This is a genomic window from Ruegeria meonggei (genome assembly GCF_900172215.1).
GTDB classification, from domain to species: domain Bacteria; phylum Pseudomonadota; class Alphaproteobacteria; order Rhodobacterales; family Rhodobacteraceae; genus Ruegeria; species Ruegeria meonggei.
The window spans coordinates 76375-96962 of sequence record NZ_FWFP01000011.1 but is presented as its reverse complement, the minus strand read 5'-3'; the positions used below and the strand labels follow the sequence as shown (position 1 = coordinate 96962).

Genomic DNA, 20588 nt, shown 5'->3' with positions numbered 1-20588 from the left:
GCCAGTTCCAACGCTGTATCGCGCGGCTGAGTTTAGATAGAGGTTGTTGTCAGTCTGAAGGAGTAGTCGTTCCGGTAGAAGGCGAGATCAGTTTGGAGCGACGGAGCCTCGTGATGTGACTGAGTTTTGTTGACAGAACTTGACGAATGCGGTCACGTCAATGGGCAACTCAAGAAAGACAACTAATTGAAAATCACATCAAACCCCCATCGTGGTGGCCAGAAGCTGATTGAAGCGGCACCATTTCCGTCCACCAACGCGGACCGAGTGGCCGAATTGTTGAATAAATGCCCGGCGGCAGCCGAGACGCCCCTGGTCACGATCGACGGTCTGGCGGATGTCGATGCACTTTGGGTCAAGGATGAGCGCGGCCGAATGAACTTGGGCTCGTTCAAGGCGTTAGGGGCGGCCTATGTCATCGCACGTCACGCAGCTGAGGCCTCTGAAACTCCGGACCACGCGACGCTGACAGGCCGCATCTATGTCACCGCCAGCGCAGGAAATCACGGAATGAGCGTGGCTGCAGGGGCGCGGGTTTTTGGGGCGAACGCAGTGGTTTACATCGCTGAGACAGTACCCGAGAGCTTTGCCGACCGTTTGCGGGCACAAAAGGCGCAGGTGGTCCGTCACGGTGTGGATTATGCCGCCAGCATGGAGGGCGCGCGCGCAACCGCAGACGAGAACGGGTGGATATTACTGTCCGACAGTTCCTGGGACGGCTATTACGACCTGCCGCATACGCTGATGGAGGGCTATCTGCAGATGGCGGCCGAAGCCACGCGGCAATGTCCCGAAGCGCCAACTCATATCATGCTTCAGGCCGGTGTCGGTGGGCTGGCCGGTGCGGTCGCGGCCTATGCGCGGTCCGTTTGGTCGGACGTCCCACAGATCATCGTGGTTGAACCAGATGCGGCTCCGGCCCTGCAGGCCAGTATCGAAGCGGGGGTTTGTGTGTTTGCCGACGGGCCGGACAGCGTCATGGGGCGGTTGGATTGCAAAGAGCCGTCGCAGATTGCACTGAACGGGCTGGCGCGCGATGCCGACAGTTTCCTGACGCTTTCCGACCAGGAAGTGGTCCAGCATCTTCCGGCTATGGCGGCGGCGGGTATGGCCACGACCGCGTCAGGTGGGGCAGGTGTCGCGGCTATCATGAACACAGATGTGTGTCAGGCTCTGGGTATCGGGCAGGGGGCACGGGTTTTGTGTATCGTCTCAGAGGGATCGGAATGACCGTGCCCAACAGCGAAAAGACACAACGGGCCTTTTATTTGGCGGCAGAATTCGCTTAAGAGGGCATTACCTAAGGTAAGGTCTATTAAACCTGCCTCAAACAGGTACGGAGATGCACGCAATATGAGCTATTTGCCCTATACTTTGGACAAAGATGACCCCTCGGCCGCACCGTTGGGACTGATTGTTTTGCAAACGGATGAGACGATCGAACCAGAGTTCAACGCTTACTTTGCGGACCGGACCTGTCCGATCTATGTATCCAGAATCCCCAGCGGTGAAAGTGTTACCACAGATACCCTTGCCGAGATGGAAAAGGCGCTGCCGGCGGCGGCGGATCTGCTGCCCAAAATACGCCCTTACCGGGTGGTCGGATATGGCTGCACATCCGCCAGCTCGGTCATCGGCACCGAGCAGGTCGAGCGGATGGTCCAAAAGACCTGCGATGCGGCGGTGGTGACCAATCCGCTGCGGGCGGCGTCGGCCTGTGCGGCCCATCAGGGCGTTTCAAAATTTGCCCTGTTGTCTCCTTACATCGAGGAAGTGAACGAACCGTTACGGCAGGCGTTTGCTAAAAACGGGATATCGATGGATGTTTTTGGTTCGTTTGGCGAATCCGAAGAATCAAAGGTCGTCCGGATTTCCAGGCAATCCGTGGTTGAGGCTGCCTTGGAGCTTGGGGCTGATTCGGCGGTTGAAGCTGTATTTCTAAGTTGCACGAATCTAAGAACTTTTGATGCGATCCCCGAGATTCAAGAGCGGCTAAAAAAGCCTGTTTTATCAAGCAATCAAAGCCTTGCGTGGCACATGCGGGAATTGAATTCTGCCTGAGATATGCGCGTAGGAAACCGTCTGTGTTACCTGCGCGTCACATTTTGGTTGCGTGTCGCGCCCCGCATGGCCTTTAATGGAGCGGATTGGTCTCGTAGACCCGGATAAACCGGGCAGCACGGGACCGCACAGGGGAGCCAAGTCGGTAAATGTCCAATGACGCAGCGTTCGTCGAATTTCAGCGTGTCCAAAAATCTTATGATGGCGAGATACTCGTTGTAAAAGATCTAAACCTCTCAATGCCAAAAGGTGAGTTTCTGACAATGCTGGGCCCGTCCGGGTCCGGTAAGACAACTTGTCTGATGATGTTGGCCGGGTTTGAAACCGCGACACATGGCGAAATCATGTTGGACGGGCGTCCGATCAACAACATCCCACCTCATAAGCGAGGGATCGGGATGGTGTTCCAGAACTACGCCCTGTTCCCGCATATGACAGTGGCCGAGAACCTCTCGTTCCCACTGGAAGTGCGAGGCATCGGCAAAGACAAGCGCGAGGAAAAGGTCAAACGCGCGCTGGATATGGTTCAGATGGGTGCCTTTGGCAGCCGTCGACCTGCGCAACTGTCGGGTGGACAGCAGCAGCGGATCGCTCTGGCACGTGCACTTGTGTTCGAGCCCGAGCTGGTCTTGATGGACGAACCGCTGGGCGCATTGGACAAACAGCTGCGCGAACATATGCAATTCGAAATCACCCGTCTGGCGCACGAGCTGGGGATCACCACCGTATACGTGACCCATGACCAGACCGAAGCGCTGACCATGTCGGACCGCGTCGCCGTGTTTGACGACGGTCGTATCCAGCAGCTGGCTCCGCCAGACCTGTTGTACGAGGAACCCGAAAACAGCTTTGTTGCCCAATTCATTGGGGAAAACAACACATTGGAAGGCGTTATTAAGTCCATCGACGGCGATTCCTGCGTTGTAACGCTGGATGACGGATCCGAGATTGATGCCAAACCTGTCAACGTCCACAACGCAGGCGAGCGCACCAAGGTGTCTATCCGCCCGGAACGGGTTGAGTTCAACAAGGACCGTCTGCACGCCGATGCGCATACGCTGAAGGCGACGGTGAAAGAATTCATCTATATGGGCGATGTGTTCCGGTTCCGCGTGTCGGTTGCGGGCAATGATGATTTCATCATCAAGACCCGGAACGCCCCGGACGCGATCAAATTGTCGCCGGGCGAAGAGGTCGAAATCGGCTGGTTGGCTCATGATTGCCGGGCCTTGGACGCTTGATCATTCGGTAATACCTCACGCGGACCTAGCGCCACGTGGGAAAAGATGATCGGGTTGCCCCGTGATCCGGTCATCGGGAATAAAATTAACGGGTATAACAGGGAGTTAACTATGAAAGTAACCAAAACCACGCTTATGGCGAGCGCGATTGCGATGGTTGCCGGCGGGGCGATGGCCGAAGAGATGACCATCGTGTCGTGGGGCGGCGCCTATTCCAAGTCGCAGCTGAAAGCCTATCACGAGCCCTATTCGGAAAAAAGCGGCGTCACCATCCTGAACGACGACAGCTCGGCCGAAGCGGTGGCAAAGCTGCGTGCGATGAACGAAGCTGGCAACATCACCTGGGATGTGGTGGACGTTGTGGCTGCAGACGCGATCCGTCTGTGTGACGAAGGTCTGGCGATGGAGATCGACCCGGATACCATGTTGGCCCCGGCCCCGGACGGGACTTCGGCTGCTGATGATTTCGGCGACCTGCTGGTCAGCGAGTGCTTTATCCCGCAGATCGTGTACTCGACCACATTCGGGTATCGCACCGATCTGGTGGGTGACACCGCGCCGACGGATGTTTGCTCGATCTTCGATCTCGATGCCTATCCAGGTAAGCGTTCGCTTGAAAAGCGTCCCATCAACAATATGGAATGGGCTCTGATCTGTGACGGTGTGGCAAAGGACGACGTCTATGACGTTCTCGCGACGCCAGAAGGTCAAGACCAGGCGTTGGCCAAGCTGGGCACCATCAAGGACAACGTAGTCTGGTGGTCCGCCGGTGCCGATACACCGCAGTTGCTTGCTGATGGCGAAGTGATCATGGGCTCGACCTATAACGGCCGTCTGTTCAGCGTGATCGAAGAGCAAAAGCAGCCCGTCGCCATGCTGTGGGACGCACAGGTGTTCGATCTGGACGGTTGGATCATCCCTGCTGGTCTGAGTGAGGAGCGTCAGAAGCGCGCGCTAGATTACATCATGTTCGCCACAGACACTCAGCGTCTGGCGGATCAGGCCAAATGGATCTCTTATGGTCCGGCTCGTGCGTCCTCGGCCCCGCTGGTGGGTCAGCACGCAGAACTTGGGATCGAGATGGCCCCACATATGCCGACCGATCCGGAAAACGCCAAGAACACGTTCCTGTATAACTATGAGTTCTGGGCGGATTATCGCGACGATATCGACGCGAAGTTCCAGGCGTGGCTGGCACAATAAGCCTGCTTTGATGAACTTGGTCGGGGCCGCCTTTGGCCCCGACACACCTAAGACCAAGGGACGCAGATGACTGACGCTACTCAATCAGGTCCGATGCTGGCTGCAGATGGCACGCCGTTGAAGAAATCTCTGGCGCGGTCGTTGCGTCGCCGAAAACTCCGGGCATTGGCTCTGATCGCGCCCCTCTTACTATTTGTGCTGCTTTCCTTTGTGATCCCGATCGTTTCGATGCTGTTCCGGTCGGTTGAGAACAGTATCGTGTCTGAAACGCTCCCCTTGACGGTGATTGAGCTTCAGCACTGGGATGCCGAAAGCGGCGAGTTGCCGGACGAGGCGCTGTATGCCGCCTTTACCAAGGATATGGTTGCCGCCGTTGAGGCGAAACAACACACCCGACTGGGCACCCGCCTGAACTATGAACAAACCGGCATGTCGTCGATGTTCCGCAAATCTGGTCGTCAGATCAAACGGTTGGATGTAGAAGCTGACGCGCCGTTCAAGGAAAAGCTGATCGATATTCACGATGGCTGGGGGGATGTTGAAACCTGGAAGGTCATCAAGACACACGCGGTTCCTATCACCAACGGGTACTTCCTGAATGCGGTTGATATGCGCCGCACGCCCGAGGGCGCGCAGTCTCAGCCCGAGGACAAACAAATCCTTATCAAGCTGTTCGGGCGCACGTTGTTTATGTCGCTGGTGATCACCGGCTCCTGTATCTTGCTGGCCTATCCAATCTCGTATCTGCTGGCGAACCTGCCGATGCGGGTTTCCAACCTGCTGATGATCCTTGTGCTGTTGCCGTTCTGGACGTCTCTGCTGGTGCGGACGTCGGCGTGGAAGGTGATGTTGCAACAACAGGGCGTGATCAACGAAACGTTGGTCTGGCTGGGGCTTGTTGCGGATGACGCCCGACTTGTGATCATCAACAACCAGATTGGTACGATCATCGCGATGACGCATATTCTGCTGCCGTTCATGGTTCTGCCGATGTACTCGGTAATGCAAACGATACCTGAGACTTATACCCGGGCGGCCAAGTCGATGGGGGCGACCAATTGGACGACCTTCTGGCGGATCTATTTCCCGCAATCCATTCCGGGCATAGGCGCGGGATCGATCCTCGTGTTTATTCTGTCCATCGGGTATTACATCACGCCCGAGATCGTGGGCGGAACCAAGGGCGTCTTCATCTCGAACAGGATCGCCTATCACATCTCGTCCTCGCTGAACTGGGGCCTTGCGGCTGCGCTCGGGACGATCCTGCTGGCGGTGGTTCTGCTGCTCTACTGGGTCTACGACAAGATCGTCGGCATCGATAACGTGAAGCTGGGATAAAGAACATGGCAGCACTTACACCAATATCCCGCAAACCACTGTCGATGGTTCTGCCATCTGTTGCCATCGCCGGAGGGCTCGCCGGAATGTTCGTCGGGGCCGGGCAGGGCAGTGCCTTATTGGGCATTGTGATCGGCGCTGTGCTCATGGCTGGTCTGGCCTGGGTTTACATCACCGTTCTGGACAATGAGCGGATCGCCCGGTGGATCACCATCCTTGGTATGGGCGCAGCTGGCCTGCTTTTAGGGGGCATTACCGCGATGATCGTCGGTCTGCTGGCCGGTTGGTTTTTCGCCTTCTTCATTTTCTGGCTTTATGAAGGCCGCTATCGCCGCAAGTTGCTGCCGTATCTGACGGGTCGTCAGGTCCTTTGGCACTATGCGTTCCGGGTGACCTGTGGTGCGATTTTTGTCTTTCTGATCACACCCATCCTTGTGGTTTTGCCGCTGTCGTTCAACGCGCAGGATTTCTTTACCTTCACACCCGAAATGCTGCGACTGGACCCAGAAGGGTATTCGCTCAAGCATTACCGTGATTTCTTTACCAACAATGAATGGCAGCGCAGTTTTAAGAACTCTTTGATCATCGCGCCTATTGCAACTGTGATATCGGTGTCTCTGGGCACGCTGGCGGCCATTGGCCTCAGCCAGTCTCATGTACCGGGTCGTCGGGCAATCATGGGTATCCTGATTTCTCCGATGATCGTACCTCTGATCATCTCGGCCACTGGCATGTTCTTTTTCTACAGCGATATCGGACGGTTCCTGGAAGGGACGCTGGGGATGGACAAGAACTTCGTTGGTTATATCAAAGTTGTCCTCGCCCATGCCGTGCTTGGAATTCCGTTTGTGATCATCACCGTGACCGCCACTTTGGTCGGGTTTGATCAGTCGCTGACACGGGCGGCTGCAAATATGGGCGCGGGCCCAGTGCGGACGTTTTTCAAAATTCAGATGCCATTGATCCTGCCTGGTGTGATTTCGGGCGGGCTGTTCGCCTTCATCACTTCATTCGATGAGGTTGTGGTGGTGCTGTTCGTCGGGTCTGCCAGCCAGAAGACACTGCCCTGGCAGATGTTTACCGGCCTGCGGGAACAGATCAGCCCAACCATTCTGGCCGTTGCGACCATCCTTGTGGTGTTCTCGATTGCGCTGCTGACCACAGTTGAACTGCTGCGGCGGCGGTCTGAACGGTTGAGAGGGCTCAGCCCGGCTTGACGCGACTCAAAAGGTGAATTAGCGATTTCATTATGCACCCCGGTCACGATGGCGTCGTGATATCTAGGTGGGTGCATGGCTCTCGGTTCCCGAGGCCGCTTGTCCTGAACGCCGGGATTAGTGGCCGGGCTTTGCCTGTCCGGCATTGAGGAGAGACCAAGATGACTGACCTATCCAATCGCCCCGAGTACTTTACCAGCCACAATGGTGACAAAGCGCCATTGCCATTCAGCAAGGCCGAGTATGCGCGCCGTCTTGCCAGCCTGCGCGCGACAATGGCCGCGCGGGACATTCCTGCTGTTCTGCTGACTTCGATGCAGAACATCGCCTACTACTCTGGCTTTTTGTATTGTTCCTTCGGGCGCCCCTATGGCTGTGTCGTGACGCAGGACGCTTGCACGACCGTTTCGGCCAATATCGACGCAGGCCAGCCATGGCGGCGTTCAGTTGAAGACAACGTGATTTACACTGACTGGCAGCGGAATAACTACTGGCGCGCCGTAGCCAGCCTTATCGGTTCTGCCAGACGGATCGGGATCGAGGGCGATCACATGACGCTGGCGATGCGCGACACCGCGCTTGACCTGTTGGGCGGGCCGGAACTCGTCGATATCGCACCCGACACGATGGCGGCTCGGATGGTGAAATCCGCAGAAGAGATCGCGCTGATCAAGGGCGGTGCCCACACGGCTGACGTGGGCGGCGCTGCCATTCACGCCGCGATCCGTGAAGGCGCGACCGAGATTGAGATTGCCATGGCCGGGCGCGATGCGATGGAAGCCGAAATCGCGCGCGCCTACCCTGAGGCCGAGTACCGCGACACCTGGGTCTGGTTCCAGTCCGGCCTGAATACCGATGGCGCACATAACCCGGTCACCAAGCGCGCTTTGCAAAAGGGCGATATCCTGTCGCTGAACACGTTCCCGATGATCTCGGGCTATTACACTGCGCTGGAACGCACCCTGTTTCTGGGTGAGCCGGACACTGACAGCCTGCGGATATGGAAAGCCAATGTCGCCGCCCATGAACTGGGCCTCAGCCTGATCAAACCGGGTGCTACTTGTTCCGGCATTTGTGAGGAAATCAACCGGTTCTTTGCGGATGAAGGCCTGCTGCAATACCGATCCTTCGGGTATGGCCATTCCTTTGGTATCCTCAGCCACTATTACGGCCGCGAAGCCGGGCTGGAATTGCGCGAAGATATCAACACGGTGCTGGAACCCGGCATGGTGGTGTCGATCGAGCCGATGCTGTGGATTCCTGAAGGTCAGCCTGGTGCTGGTGGTTACCGTGAGCATGACATTCTGGTCGTCGAAGAAAAGGGTGCCGAAAACATCACGGGCTTCCCCTACGGACCCGAGCACAACACGATCAGTGCGTGATCAAACAGGCAGGAAGGGCGCTCAGCCCTTCTTGCCCCGTTCGTGAAAGATAAACCCGATGAAGTTCAGCAGCACCTGCGCGGCCAGAATCTGAGTGCTTTCGGTGGGGTCGTAATTGGGAGCGACCTCGACCAGGTCGATTCCGACAACGTCTCCCCGGTTCGCCAGACCCTGCAAAATCTCCAGCACGTCGTAATATAGAAACCCGCCATGGCTGGGTGTGCCCGTGCCCGCAGCGATTGACGGGCAGAATGCGTCGATATCAATCGTCACATAGTACCGCGCGCCTTCGGGAATGCGCGCCAACACGCCCTCGGTTCCCAGTTTGCGTACCTGCCGTACCGAAAGAATGTCCGAGCCCCGCGCGCGCGCGTCGGTATACCCTTCCTTTGCGGTTGAGGACACGTTGCGGATGCCAAGCTGGGTCATGCCCGAGACGTAGGGTTTTTCAATCGCGCGTCGCATCGGGTTGCCGTGGCCCGCGGTCACACCGTGCCGTTCGTCCACAAAATCTAGATGCGCGTCGATCTGAACCACATGGATTGGCCCGTTTTGCGCACATTCGTCCGCAAATGCGTTGATGCAGGGAATGTTGATGGAATGATCTCCACCAATCGTGACGGGCAGGGCACCCGCCTCAAGCATCTTTTCGACACCTAGCTGAATGTTGGCATGGCTTTCATCAGTTTTGGTGTGGATGATATCGGCATCCCCGATATCAACCATCCGCACCGACGCGTCCAGATAGGTGGCGTCATCCTCGTGATCATAGGCCCCGGCATGGCCAAAGCTGAACAGGGTCGAGGCTTCGCGCACTGCACGCGGCCCGAACCGGGCACCAGACCGCCATTGCGTGCCAAAATCATAAGGTGCGCCCATGACCGCCACTTCGGCGTCGATGCGGTCCCAGTCCTCAACATACGGCGATTTTCCAAATGTCGAAATGCCCACAAAAGGAAGGTTCAGACGCCCGCTTGAATACCCATGAGATGACATAGCGCAATTCCTGTTTTCTGGTCTTCTGACACAGCCTAGACGCGTTCCACACAGGTGAATAGACCACCGTTCAACTTCTCGCCGGACAGCCCGGGGTTGATTGTCCAGGGTGGCGGTGTGTATCTGGCATCAGCACTGGAAAGGAATTGCTGTGAGACATCACGAATTGCCATCGGGAACGGGTGTCTTCTACATCAACCTGGATCGTGTGCCCGAACGAAAGACCTTTATGGAGAGCCAGTTCGCCCATGCGGGCCTCGTCGGAACCCAGAGGTTCAGCGCGAAGGATGCGCAGTACCCCGGTGCGATTGACGGCAATGGATATGTTCCCGGCTCGGGCAGTCGGTGGGGGCTGAAAACCAGCGAAATCGCCTGTTTCGAAAGCCATCGGGCGGTGTGGCAGACAGCCGTGGATCAGGGCCTGAAGGCCGTCGCGATCTTTGAAGATGACGTGGAAATGTCCGTTCAGGCCGGGGCGGTCATCACTGCTGTACTGAACGCTGCAACCGGGTTTGATTTCGTCAAACTGGATTATTCCCCGCGATCATTGCGGTTCGGGCCTGAGGCCAAGATCGCAAATGTCCCTGTCCGACCGATGTTGGAAATGGCCCCCAGCGCGGCCGCCTACATCCTGACGCAAGAGGCCTGTTGCAAGCTGCTGACTTGGTCCACAAAGTACTCGGATCATTTGGACGATTTTGTTTCAATCCCACGGCCAGACTGGAATATGTTCCAGTGTTTTCCCGCAGTAGGCGTGCAAATGATCTGGTCGAAACAGCAGGATCAGATCGTCGAAACGGTAAAGGTCAGCGAACGCTCTCAGGACAAGACAACCAATAGTGGGCTGGACAAAGGCCCGCTTTGGTTCCGTGTTAGACGAGAAGTGCAATCCGCCCGGCGTAAGCTGTATTGGCGCGCCGGGCGGCAAGCCCGTATTTTAGAGCAGGGCGGTTTTGTAGGTTTCATTCCCTGCGCTGACGACCTGAGCGTGTGAAGCCTGTCCCGGTGCGGGAACAGTGGCCGCTGCCATAAGCGTTAACAAAACGGCCATTTTGCTATAACCTTTCAGTGTTGTTTGTGCTCTACAGCTAGGTGCTTTGGTGTGGTTCAGTCGATTTATGATAGATACGGCGGGTTCAAAACTATCAGCCGCGTTGTAATGACTTTCTACGAGATGGCGTTGGATTCTGATCAGATCGGCGGCCATTTCGAAGATATCGACATGCCGCGTCTTATCGATCATCAGACCAAGTTCGTCTCTTCTCTGGTCGGTGGTCCGGCCTCATTTACCGATGACCGTATCGAAGCGGTTCATCGCCATCTGAAAATCTCACACGCGGATTTTGATGAGATGGCCGACCTGTTTGGCGAAGCATTGGCGGCGCATGGGATGGAGGATCAGCACATTAAAGTTGCGCTTCGAGCGATTGAATCCAAACGAGCGATCATCGTTTTTCGGGACGCTGCCTAAGTTGTTAGCCCGCAGTGGATGCCGGATCAAGGGTGGCGTCAATCGTCCTGCGGTACCAGACCCAAACCGCGAAGATAGATACCGATGCCGGTCTCTAGCAAATCCTCGGGCGGGAAAGGAGAGCTGGCACCAGCGTTACGCGCATACAGCTCAACAACCCCGTGACTCATCGCCCAGATATGGGCGCTGAACATCGACGCGGGCGGGCGTTTTTCCGGCGGGATGTGCTGAGACAGATCGTCGGCCGCTTTTTCAAGAATGCTCTTGGCTCGGTTCGCGGCCAATGAAAGCTCTGTTGTACGGTTGACAGAAATGCCGCTTTCGAACATCGCAATGTAATGACCGGGATGCTTGCGCGCAAAGGCCAGATAGGCGCGGCCGGTGGCCTCGAACGCCGCAAGGGCCGAGGGTTGGCCTTCGTCATAAGCGTATTGCATCAGATCAGCGAACATCTCGAACCCCTGGCGGGCGGCCTCGGCGATCAGGTCTTCGCGCCCGTGAAAATGCCGGTAGACGGCCGCAGGCGTCACGCCTGCAGTCTTCGCGGCCTCGGATAAGGTAAAGCCGGTCGGGCCTTTTTCCTCGATCAAAGACAGGGCCGCCTCGATCAAGGCCTGTTTCAGGTTCCCGTGGTGATACCCGCGCTTTGTCATCCCTGTTTCAGGTGCCTTTGTTGTTCAAGCCATCGAAACCCATGACATAAGCTGCTATGGGGCATTCGTCCAACCTGCATCACGCGTCCCAAACCTCGGGCCCGCCACAGATGTCTGGGTCATTGGGGCCAATCGCGTCCTCATCCTTTTCGTCATAATCCAGCGCATGCAGTACGGTGCGGATGGCCGCCAAGCGCGCGCGTTTCTTGTCGTCTGATCGCACGATGGTCCAGGGGCTGTGTTCGGAATGGCTGCGTGTCAGAGTTTCCGAAATTGACTGGCTGTATTCGTCCCATTTATCTAGCCCCGCTATGTCAATCGGGCTGAGCTTCCATTGCTTGAGCGGGTCGGTTTCGCGTGCAAGGAAACGGTTCAGCTGCTCGGCCCGACCAACGTTCAGCCAGAACTTGAACAACTGAATTCCATCATTCACCAGACCGGTTTCCAGTGGCATCACTTGACGAAAGAACCGTTCTCGTTCTTCGGTTGTGCAAAAACCAAACACGTTTTCAACCACGCTGCGATTGTACCAGCTGCGGTCAAAGAACACGATTTCCCCGGCCGAGGGCAGGTGCGAGATATAGCGTTGAAAATACCACTGGCTGCGCTCCATATCCGACGGCTTGCTGAGCGCGACATTCCGCGCGCCACGGGGGTTCAGGTTCTCGCGGAAACGCTTGATCGTGCCGCCTTTTCCGGCTGCATCCCGGCCTTCAAAGATCAGGGCGATGCGATGATCGGTAGCCCGGACCCAGGATTGCATCTTGACCAGTTCAATCTGCAGCCGGTCCATTTCCTTTTCGTAATCCTTGCGCTTCATGCGTTCGGAATAAGGATAGGTCGGGTTCAGAATAGCGCCTTTTTCCGCGTTTTCGATTGCCGCGCGCACGTCTTTTGGGGCGTCGTTGCGAAAGTACTTCTCGATGGAACCTTTTGCAGACCGGGCCATGGGTTACCTCGCCATAAAATCCATATCCTACTATGGATTAGCTGTGGGCTTAACGCAAACCTGCACGTCGCGCGGCGCGGTCGATTGCGGCGGCAACTTCGGGGGCGGCAACGACCTGCGGCATATGGCCGATGTCCGGCAGTTCGATCAGCTCGGCACCGGGGATTTGTTCGATCAGGCGCTCGGAATGCCAGCCAAGCCCCACAGTGGTGTCAGCGGTGCCATGCACGATCTCGGTCGGGACATCAATTTCGGCGTATCGCGGCTGAAGGGCGTGGACCTCGTTCAACAGGTTGGCGCGCTGTTTTGCGTTTGCATGCATCGAGGCGCGACGGATGGTTAAGCCGGGACCAAAGTGATCGGCATAACCTTCGGGCGCGATTTGTGGGGCAAACACTTTGTCCAATGCTTGTTCGACATACCATTCTGGCACAAAGGCGGTGATGAGAGGCAACGCCAGCGCGTTTCCAACTTGAGTTGAGGCCAGTTTATTGAACCCGTCCAGTGGCGTTTCCCAAGGAATCGCCGCAGGGGCGATCAGCACCAAGGCTGATAGGTTGTCTGGTCGCGTCACCGCCCAAGCAAGTGAAACGGACCCGCCATAGCTTTGCCCAGCGACGATGGGCTTGTCGGCACCCAGTTGTGCAGCGGCTTTTTGCAGAATATCTGCTTGTTCCTCAAGTGTTTCGCCATCAGGATTAAAGCTGTCGCTATAGCCCAGTCCAGGCCGGTCAAAGACAATAACTCGGTAGTTTTCTGCCAGAATCGGAGCCAGGGCAAAAGTCATATCACGGGTATTGCCGCTGGAGCCGTGCAGCAGCACCACATTCGGGCCCTGTCCCATAACAACAGCATGAACCGAGACGCCGTCCACGTCGATGATCTGGCCTTCGGGCGGATAGGTGGCCTCGGCACGGGCCTCATTTCGCACGGTGCGCCATAGGGTCACGAGCGTGAGGACCGCAACAATCAGCCCGAAGGTTATGAGCGCCTTAACTGCCAATTTTTTCCATATCAAACGGCGTGGTTTGATAAATCTGGTTGATCCAGTTGCCGTACAACAGATGGGCATGGCTGCGCCAACGATTCTGCGGCGGGCGACTGGGGTCGTCACCTGGATAGTAGTTCATCGGCACGTTGATCGGCGTGCCATTGGCTACGTCGCGGTCATACTCCTGCTTCAGCGTATCGCTGTCATACTCGAAATGGTTGAAGATATAGATCGCGCGATGCGATTGATCCTCGACCAGACAGGGTCCGACGTCCTCACTGCCTAGTAGGGTGGTCAATCCCGTAGCGTTGTCGATCTCATCCTGTTTCATTTCGGTCCACCGGCTGACGGGGATCACGCAATCATCAGAAAACCCGCGCAGGAACGGAGACGCCGGGGACAGGTTCTGGTGGCGGAAACAGCCAAACGCCTTGGCGTCGAGCATATGCTTACGCACGTTATGGAAATGGTTGATCATCGCCATTCCGCCCCAACAGACGCCGAAGGTGGAATGAACATGGGTCTGGGTCCATTCGAACACCTCACCCAATTCATCCCAATAGGTGACGTCATCGAACTCCAAATGTTCGATCGGTGCGCCGGTGATGATCAGGCCGTCAAACTTCTGATCCTTCACCTCCTGGAAGGGGCGATAGAATTCAGCCATATGCGCGGCGGCGGTGTTCTTGGTCCTATGTTCGGTCATGCGGATCAGCGACAGATCGATCTGCAGCGGAGTAGCGCCGATCAGACGTGCGAACTGGTTTTCGGTCTGAATCTTCTTGGGCATCAGGTTTAGCAACCCGATCCGCAGCGGGCGGATGTCCTGGCGCATCGCCTGATCCTCGTCCATGACCATGACGCCCTCATTCGTGAGAACGTCAAACGCAGGAAGGTCGGAGGGAATCTTGATCGGCATATGATGCAAGCCTTTGGAAGAACACTTTAAGTGCGGAAACTAGGGTCAGTTTGGCTGGGCCTCAAGGGTGCGTTCGATCAACTCATCGAAATCGTTCGCATCACGGACCTTGTTCATGTCGTCAGCAGTGATCGCGACACCCCAGTTTTTCGCCATGGCCCGATAGCGCGGTTGCCTGTGTGCCAAGGCCTGCGCATAGGTCCAGCGGATGAAGGCATCAGGGTCCACTTGTTTCGCCGAGCAGCCATGCTGTTCGAGGTAATCTGCCCATACACGCGTCAGAAACTCGGGTTGGTACGACATCGGTTTGGGAGCTTTGTCAAAGCGGCGGATCAGTTCCGCCGTGTGATCCTCATCGCCCTGAATCCAGACCATCAATGTCTGTCCCGACAGCTCGGACAGCACGTGGTCTTTTGGGTCGTCGGGATCGACCCATTCGCAGATTGACCCACCAGTGTCGCAGATGAAATGCGGATACTGGTACAGCCGCTGCGCACGATCAATGAAGTATTCTGTGTCTAGCAGGGCGTGAATTTCCGCCTGTTGGAACTGTTCCTGACGACGGCGATATTCGTTCATTTCCAGACCGCCCAAAGCCGGATTGCCGGGCTTGCCGAGATACGAGGCGACAGGGGTCAGGTTCTCGAACGAGATATTGGAGCCGAGAAAAATCGAATCCGACAACAGCAAATCGCGTAGAAAAGGGACTTTCATCGCCTCAGCCTTGGCATTGTCGATGATATATTCACCCATGTACCGTGTACCGATCCGGTAATCGATCGAGTAATGAAACCAGTCGCCCTGGTCGCGCAGAACGTTAGATACGTAGGTTTTCCCAAGGCCCGACATGCCGAAAAACAGCACTTTTTTTCGCGCCGCATCGCGCCAGTCCTTTGCCGAGCTGTAGATCATCTTCTGCTGTCCCTTTTTCAGACCTAGCTAATTCGGGCGGCGGGCGGCGTCAATCATGCGTGCAAGACCAGTTCAATACCATCCTGCCGGTCGAATTGGGGTACAGATGGCAGAGGACGAAAATCATCGGAGCGTCAGACTGCTTTTTAGACTCGGAACACTACAAAACGAAAAACCCCGCCAACAAAGGGCGGGGCTTTCTTTGTTAAGGTATGACTTCTGGTTAGTTCAGCGCGTAGGTCAGCTGCAGGCCGACACTCCAGGCGCTGTTACCGCTGAAGTCCGCACCCTGGTTGGTGGTGGCGTCTCCAATGTCGGTATAGCGAATGCCGCCAGAAATCTTGGCTTTTTCGATCGAATATGTACCAGCGACACCGACGCTCCAGAAACCGTCTGTTGGCCCCAGGTCTGACACGGTTGACCCGGTTGAAGTTTCATAGCCCAGCGTGACAGCGCCCGAGAACTCTTCAGAGAATTGGTAACCCAGGCCTAGCGAGTATGTGAACGTAGCATCATCGTAGTCCAAAAGATTGCTGCCGGTAATGCCAGTGTAGACGGGTGGAGCATACACGGATTGCGGCCAGTCCACCCACCGTACGGACCCGAACAATAAGGTTTTTGGCGCCACGCCGGTTTGGAAATCCAAGTTAATAGACTGTGGTGTTACAACTTCGGAATCGGTGTCTGCCGTAAATACACCTGCCGGGATGGGCGGAACGATGTTATTGGACTCGGTCTGCGACAGGTCATGCGTGATCTTCGAGTTGTAGGTCAGCGCGACCCGGGCCGCGATCTCAGGTTTTTCCCAGGCAACACCAACGACATAACCAAAGTCGATATCCGCGTCGAGGTCGGACTCATATCCTGCAGCAGCTGGTACTGCCACATTGCCAGTCAGGCGCTGAGCGCGCAAACCACCAATGGCACTGAAGCCATTATCGAACTTATACCGAAACAACGCGGTAATGGTGTCTGTATCGGCTTCTGCGCGCAGAACGTCAGTGCGACCTCCGAACGGTGATGTCGGGTTTTGCGACAAAGGATAGTTTGAGCCGTATTCAACGTCAGCGCCAAAGGGCTGATCGTAGATAAGCGCGAAATCCAGTTTTTCGGTTAGTGATGTTTTGTAACCCAAATGCGGGGTGAAGAAGTCTTTGGCAACGTTTCCCGAGTCTACTCCGCCAAGTGTCCCGGACACATCGGGGTTGGTGTATCCAAGGCGAAACTGAACAACAGAACCTTCTTCAAAGATCAGATTTACACCTTGGCCGCTGCGATCAAGTCCGCCTGCATAGGCTCCTGACGCTCCAACGCAAACTGCGCACGCCTGTAGAAGCGCTTTTTTCATTAGTTCCTCCCTAAGTTGCTTTCGCAGGCTGGTGTGGTGTTGCATGGAGTGGGTATGCGCCAGCCCGGCGTAGTGGTGCTCGATACTTTCTAAAGCTTGATTGTACCGTCAACTGGTGACGGTGCGTTACCGTTGCCGAGTGTCCTTTGGAAGTGTTGCTAAACTGTTACGTTTCTCGGCGCTAACATTCAAAAAGATACCCGAGAAGATCACGACCGCCCCCAATAGGGTCCATTGGTCCAGTGGCTCGTGATAGAGAATCATACTGACAATCGCGATGGTCGGCAGGCGGGCAAAGTCGAACGGAACGACCACGGTGGCCGGGGCAATTGCCAAAGCATTGGTGATGCAGAAATGTGCCAGTAAGCCCGCCAGGCCGACCAGCAATAGAAAAGGAGCCGTGTTGATCGTGGGCAGCGTGATCTGTCCGTCGATACCAGAAGCTATCAAACCAAGCGCCGCCTGCATAACCGTCAGCCAGAACATAATGCACCCGATGCTGGCAAATCTGGTCAGTTTCTTGGTGGAAATGGTTGTCAGCGCAAAGAACACCGCTGAAAGGGCAGCGGTCAACAGGCCGGTACTGATGGGCACAGCTCCGGGGCGTGCAATGATCAGGATGCCGGCAAAACCAATCAAGGCGGACACAACACGTACGGGTGTCAGCCGTTCGCCCAGCAACAGCGGTGACAGCAGGATTACCCAAATTGGCTGTGTAAACTCCAGCGCGAAAACCTGCGCCAGAGGGATCACGGACACGGCATAGAACCAAAGGTTCTGACCGGTAAAATGCAAAAGATTCCGGATGCCATGTAGTCCCAGCCGGTAGGTTGAGACCTGATGCCATTTCCGCGACAGCGTCAGCACCAGCGCAACAACGCAAATACCAACCAGGCTGCGATAGAACATGATCTCGAACGTGTCGTGGGTCACGCTCAGCTCGCGGCCAGCCACGGCCATGGACGAGAACGAGGCAATCGCTCCGGTCATCCAAAGCGCGGCCTTGCCGATCTGAGGTTTGCTGCTGTCCATGGTGCCGCCTGCAAGAATCGCGAAGTAACAAATTGAAAGTTATTGGTTTTCGCCGAGACTTAAACAAAAAAAGCCGGGCTTAGCCCGGCTTTTAGGTCATTCCCACTCGATTGTTCCCGGTGGTTTTGAGGTGATGTCATAGGTGCATCTATTGATGCCTTTGACCTCGTTGATGATCCGCGTGGCGGTTTCGCCAAGGAACTCATGGCTGAAGGGGTAATAGTCGGCGGTCATGCCATCCACAGACGTCACGGCCCGCAGCGCACAGGCATAATCATAGGTGCGTCCGTCGCCCATTACGCCCACGGTGCGCACAGGCAGGATGGCCACAAAGGCCTGCCAGATGTCATCGTACAGGCCATGTTTGCGAATCTGATCAATGTAAACCGCATCTGCTTCGCGCAAAATCCCAAGTTTTTCGCGGGTGATTTCGCCGGGGCAGCGGATCGCAAGGCCGGGGCCGGGGAAGGGGTGGCGGCCGATAAAGCTGGGCGGCAGGCCCAGTTCGCGACCCAGCGCGCGCACCTCATCCTTGAACAATTCCCGCAGGGGTTCGACCAGTTTCAAACCCATCTTCTCGGGCAGGCCGCCGACATTGTGGTGCGATTTGATCGTAACCGACGGACCACCTGAGAACGACACCGATTCAATGACATCCGGATACAGAGTGCCCTGTGCTAGGAATTCGGCCCCTTCGATCGTATCGGCGTGTTTCTGGAACACGTCGATAAAAAGCTTGCCGATAATCTTACGCTTGGTTTCGGGATCACTCTGACCGTCGAGCTCGCCCAGAAACAGGTCGCTTTCATCGGCGTGGATCAGTTGGATGTTGTAGTTGTCGCGGAACATGCCAACGACTTCTGTCGCCTCGTTCTTGCGTAGCAAACCGTGATCCACAAAGACACAGGTCAGCTGATCGCCAATCGCTTCGTGGATCAGGATCGCCGCGACCGAGCTGTCGACGCCGCCGGACAGGCCGCAAATGACGTTCTTGTCGCCAACCTGCTCGCGGATCTTGCGGATCATCTCGTCCCGGTAGGCCCCCATCGTCCAGTCCCCGGCAAATCCGGCCAGCTTGACGAAGTTTTCATAAAGCTTGGCACCACGAGGAGTGTGGTGGACCTCGGGGTGGAATTGAACGGCATAGAAATGACGGTTCGTGTCCGCGGTGATCGCATAAGGCGCGTTGGGCGAGGTGCCATAAACCTCAAACCCAGGCGCGATTTCACTGACGTGGTCGCCGTGGCTCATCCAGACTTGTTCGTCGCCATCGTTGAACCAGCCGTTCAAAACATCCAGCTGACCTTTGGGGGTCACGAAGGCCCGACCAAACTCGGCCGTGCCGTGGCCACTTTCGACCTTGCCACCAAGCTGATGCATCATCACCTGCTGGCCATAGCAGATGCCCAGGATCGGAACGCCGTAGTCAAATATCTCTTGCGGCACGCGCGGAGATCCGTCGCGTGTCACACTGTCCGGACCGCCCGAGAAAATCACTGCTTTCGGGGCCATTTCCCGCACGAAGTCCATCGTGACGTTCTGGTAGGGATGAATTTCGCAATAGACGTTCAGTTCGCGCAGGCGTCGGGCAATAAGTTGCGTTACCTGGCTGCCGAAGTCGATGATCAGAAGGCGGTCATGGGATATCTGGGTCATGGGTTTGCTACTAGGTTGCAGATGTAGCGAACGCAAGGGATTTCAGGCAGGGCAGCAGCTTAGGTCGCCCTTTGTTGGTTGCGGTGAGCTGCGCGTTTCAGTCTGAGGTTGATCCTCAATACAATGCCTGGCCTGTTGAACGTAAGGTCGGAATGGATCAGGTCGTGCAAGTCGCGCAAAATAAGGTACTGCGGAAATACCCCGCCAGAGCGAAACGGACTGATAAGGCCCAGTTCCGGTTCCTGGGGCGGCATACCGGCAACAAGGGGAAAGACTTATGGCAACGTGTGAGATCGCATTCATCACCGGTGCAACTGGCGGCATTGGCATGGCTGCGGCGGCTCATTTTCACGACGGCGGCTATAAGCTTTGGCTGTGTGGTCGCGACGAACGTGTTTTGGCCGAGCTGTCCGAGCGCTATCCCACGGCGATAATCAGTAAATCGGACCTCTCCGATTCGAAAGCGTTAGAGGCGCTTAGTACCGAGATTGCAAACTCATCAGAGCGGATTGCGGTTGGATTGGTCAATGCCGGTATTATTCAGCCCGGACATGCCGTTGATCTTGAGCGTTCAGCGATCTGCCAACACCTCGACATCAATCTGCGGGCTGCCGCGCATCTCAGCCAGGCGTTGGCGCAGCATATGGAAAAGAACGGCGACGGTCATATTATCGGAACGCAATCCGCAGCCAGTTTCGTTGCACTGCCTGGTAGCGCCGCCTACACCGCAAGCAAGTTTGGCATTCGTGGGTATTACCTGTCCCTTGCTGAGGAATTGCGCGCGCATGGCGTCTCTGTTTCCTCGATCTACCCGAATGCGATCGACACCCCGATGTTGCGGTATGAGGCAGCAAACGGCGGCAGTGCGCTTAACTTCTTATCCACCCCCTCGACGACGGATGATGTTGTCGCAGCCCTGAAGCGGGCGCAAAAGGGTAAAAAACTGGAATATTTCGTACCGCGCTCAGATGTGGTGACCGCAAGACTGCTGACCGGGTTCCCGGGCCTGATGCGGGTGCTTTATCCGATGCTGAACCGCATGGGTGAAAAAGGCCGGCAGAAGTTTCTTGCCAAAATTAAATAGGCTTCGTCCCCTCAGCGGGGGCTGCAAATTGTAGTAGCCAGAGCAGCCAGAATGGGTTCATGTCGCTTTTACCTCTAGAGCGCCGTAATCCACGTCTGGTACGGTGTCAGTTTCATGTAAAAAAACCGGGAAATC

At 56.2% G+C, this 20588-nt stretch carries 19 protein-coding genes; 10 read left to right on the top strand and 9 right to left on the bottom strand.

Annotated features, from left to right (window positions below; genetic code table 11):
* The first annotated feature begins 186 nt into the window (after positions 1-186).
* From RUM8411_RS17300 to RUM8411_RS17270, 7 genes are all read left to right on the top strand, one after another.
* Complete coding sequence (locus RUM8411_RS17300; protein WP_085823973.1) at positions 187-1230, top strand: pyridoxal-phosphate dependent enzyme; 1044 nt, start codon at positions 187-189, stop codon at positions 1228-1230.
* A 123-nt stretch (positions 1231-1353) separates the two neighbouring features.
* Positions 1354-2061, top strand: coding sequence for a maleate cis-trans isomerase family protein (locus tag RUM8411_RS17295; protein WP_085823972.1), 708 nt, complete (start codon positions 1354-1356; stop codon positions 2059-2061).
* A gap of 149 nt (positions 2062-2210) precedes the next feature.
* Positions 2211-3302: an ABC transporter ATP-binding protein gene (locus RUM8411_RS17290; RefSeq protein ID WP_085823971.1), complete on the top strand. Its 1092-nt coding sequence runs from the start codon at positions 2211-2213 to the stop codon at positions 3300-3302.
* A gap of 111 nt (positions 3303-3413) precedes the next feature.
* On the top strand, positions 3414-4505 hold the full coding sequence (locus RUM8411_RS17285) for an extracellular solute-binding protein (RefSeq protein WP_085824039.1): 1092 nt from the start codon (positions 3414-3416) through the stop codon (positions 4503-4505).
* 66 nt (positions 4506-4571) lie between these two features.
* Positions 4572-5843, top strand: coding sequence for an ABC transporter permease (locus RUM8411_RS17280; RefSeq protein WP_085823970.1), 1272 nt, complete (start codon positions 4572-4574; stop codon positions 5841-5843).
* 5 nt (positions 5844-5848) lie between these two features.
* Positions 5849-7060 carry an ABC transporter permease gene (locus tag RUM8411_RS17275; RefSeq protein ID WP_085823969.1) on the top strand — a complete coding sequence of 404 codons (1212 nt, stop codon included), beginning with the start codon at positions 5849-5851 and terminating at the stop codon, positions 7058-7060.
* A gap of 161 nt (positions 7061-7221) precedes the next feature.
* Positions 7222-8442, top strand: a complete 1221-nt coding sequence (locus RUM8411_RS17270) for an aminopeptidase P family protein (protein ID WP_085823968.1) — start codon at positions 7222-7224, stop codon at positions 8440-8442.
* A gap of 21 nt (positions 8443-8463) precedes the next feature.
* On the opposite strand, the gene speB is transcribed toward RUM8411_RS17270, so the two are convergent.
* Positions 8464-9438 carry an agmatinase gene (gene speB, locus RUM8411_RS17265; RefSeq protein WP_085823967.1) on the bottom strand — a complete coding sequence of 325 codons (975 nt, stop codon included), beginning with the start codon at positions 9436-9438 and terminating at the stop codon, positions 8464-8466.
* A 151-nt stretch (positions 9439-9589) separates the two neighbouring features.
* Between speB and RUM8411_RS17260 the strand changes: the two genes are divergently transcribed.
* On the top strand, positions 9590-10432 hold the full coding sequence (locus RUM8411_RS17260; protein WP_159453923.1) for a glycosyltransferase family 25 protein: 843 nt from the start codon (positions 9590-9592) through the stop codon (positions 10430-10432).
* Positions 10433-10540: 108 nt separating this feature from the next.
* The gene (locus RUM8411_RS17255; protein WP_085823965.1) at positions 10541-10909 is read left to right on the top strand and encodes a group I truncated hemoglobin; all 369 of its coding nucleotides are present in this window, start codon (positions 10541-10543) and stop codon (positions 10907-10909) included.
* Positions 10910-10947: 38 nt separating this feature from the next.
* Here RUM8411_RS17255 and RUM8411_RS17250 read toward each other — a convergent pair whose 3' ends face one another.
* The 8 genes from RUM8411_RS17250 to guaA form a co-directional block, all read right to left on the bottom strand.
* Complete coding sequence (locus RUM8411_RS17250; protein ID WP_085823964.1) at positions 10948-11562, bottom strand: TetR/AcrR family transcriptional regulator; 615 nt, start codon at positions 11560-11562, stop codon at positions 10948-10950.
* 79 nt (positions 11563-11641) lie between these two features.
* On the bottom strand, positions 11642-12511 hold the full coding sequence (ppk2, locus tag RUM8411_RS17245) for a polyphosphate kinase 2 (RefSeq protein WP_085823963.1): 870 nt from the start codon (positions 12509-12511) through the stop codon (positions 11642-11644).
* A gap of 49 nt (positions 12512-12560) precedes the next feature.
* Positions 12561-13460, bottom strand: a complete 900-nt coding sequence (locus RUM8411_RS17240) for an alpha/beta fold hydrolase (protein ID WP_370738042.1) — start codon at positions 13458-13460, stop codon at positions 12561-12563.
* Positions 13461-13503: 43 nt separating this feature from the next.
* The gene (gene metA, locus RUM8411_RS17235) at positions 13504-14421 is read right to left on the bottom strand and encodes a homoserine O-acetyltransferase MetA (RefSeq protein ID WP_085823961.1); all 918 of its coding nucleotides are present in this window, start codon (positions 14419-14421) and stop codon (positions 13504-13506) included.
* Positions 14422-14466: 45 nt separating this feature from the next.
* Positions 14467-15333 (bottom strand): ATPase, encoded by an 867-nt coding sequence (locus tag RUM8411_RS17230; protein ID WP_085823960.1) that lies wholly within the window; start codon positions 15331-15333, stop codon positions 14467-14469.
* A 223-nt stretch (positions 15334-15556) separates the two neighbouring features.
* A complete protein-coding gene (locus RUM8411_RS17225) occupies positions 15557-16681 on the bottom strand; it encodes an OmpP1/FadL family transporter (RefSeq protein ID WP_085823959.1) in 1125 nt (374 codons plus the stop codon).
* A gap of 126 nt (positions 16682-16807) precedes the next feature.
* Positions 16808-17713 (bottom strand): DMT family transporter, encoded by a 906-nt coding sequence (locus RUM8411_RS17220; RefSeq protein WP_085823958.1) that lies wholly within the window; start codon positions 17711-17713, stop codon positions 16808-16810.
* A gap of 96 nt (positions 17714-17809) precedes the next feature.
* Positions 17810-19369: a glutamine-hydrolyzing GMP synthase gene (gene guaA, locus RUM8411_RS17215; protein WP_085823957.1), complete on the bottom strand. Its 1560-nt coding sequence runs from the start codon at positions 19367-19369 to the stop codon at positions 17810-17812.
* Between the two features lie 277 nt (positions 19370-19646).
* Between guaA and RUM8411_RS17210 the strand changes: the two genes are divergently transcribed.
* The gene (locus RUM8411_RS17210; RefSeq protein WP_085823956.1) at positions 19647-20453 is read left to right on the top strand and encodes an SDR family NAD(P)-dependent oxidoreductase; all 807 of its coding nucleotides are present in this window, start codon (positions 19647-19649) and stop codon (positions 20451-20453) included.
* Positions 20454-20588: the final 135 nt, after the last annotated feature.

Excerpts from the sequence above, each read along its gene's own strand:
- RUM8411_RS17210 (WP_085823956.1), top strand. The coding sequence starts at position 19,647 with ATGGCAACGTGTGAGATCGCATTCATCACCGGTGCAACTGGCGGCATT.
- metA (WP_085823961.1), bottom strand. The coding sequence starts at position 14,421 with ATGCCGATCAAGATTCCCTCCGACCTTCCTGCGTTTGACGTTCTCACG.
- RUM8411_RS17290 (WP_085823971.1), top strand. The coding sequence starts at position 2,211 with ATGTCCAATGACGCAGCGTTCGTCGAATTTCAGCGTGTCCAAAAATCT.
- RUM8411_RS17225 (WP_085823959.1), bottom strand. The coding sequence starts at position 16,681 with ATGAAAAAAGCGCTTCTACAGGCGTGCGCAGTTTGCGTTGGAGCGTCA.
- guaA (WP_085823957.1), bottom strand. The coding sequence starts at position 19,369 with ATGACCCAGATATCCCATGACCGCCTTCTGATCATCGACTTCGGCAGC.
- ppk2 (WP_085823963.1), bottom strand. The coding sequence starts at position 12,511 with ATGGCCCGGTCTGCAAAAGGTTCCATCGAGAAGTACTTTCGCAACGAC.
- RUM8411_RS17270 (WP_085823968.1), top strand. The coding sequence starts at position 7,222 with ATGACTGACCTATCCAATCGCCCCGAGTACTTTACCAGCCACAATGGT.
- RUM8411_RS17285 (WP_085824039.1), top strand. The coding sequence starts at position 3,414 with ATGAAAGTAACCAAAACCACGCTTATGGCGAGCGCGATTGCGATGGTT.
- RUM8411_RS17275 (WP_085823969.1), top strand. The coding sequence starts at position 5,849 with ATGGCAGCACTTACACCAATATCCCGCAAACCACTGTCGATGGTTCTG.
- RUM8411_RS17280 (WP_085823970.1), top strand. The coding sequence starts at position 4,572 with ATGACTGACGCTACTCAATCAGGTCCGATGCTGGCTGCAGATGGCACG.
- RUM8411_RS17250 (WP_085823964.1), bottom strand. The coding sequence starts at position 11,562 with ATGACAAAGCGCGGGTATCACCACGGGAACCTGAAACAGGCCTTGATC.
- RUM8411_RS17220 (WP_085823958.1), bottom strand. The coding sequence starts at position 17,713 with ATGGACAGCAGCAAACCTCAGATCGGCAAGGCCGCGCTTTGGATGACC.
- RUM8411_RS17295 (WP_085823972.1), top strand. The coding sequence starts at position 1,354 with ATGAGCTATTTGCCCTATACTTTGGACAAAGATGACCCCTCGGCCGCA.
- RUM8411_RS17230 (WP_085823960.1), bottom strand. The coding sequence starts at position 15,333 with ATGATCTACAGCTCGGCAAAGGACTGGCGCGATGCGGCGCGAAAAAAA.
- speB (WP_085823967.1), bottom strand. The coding sequence starts at position 9,438 with ATGTCATCTCATGGGTATTCAAGCGGGCGTCTGAACCTTCCTTTTGTG.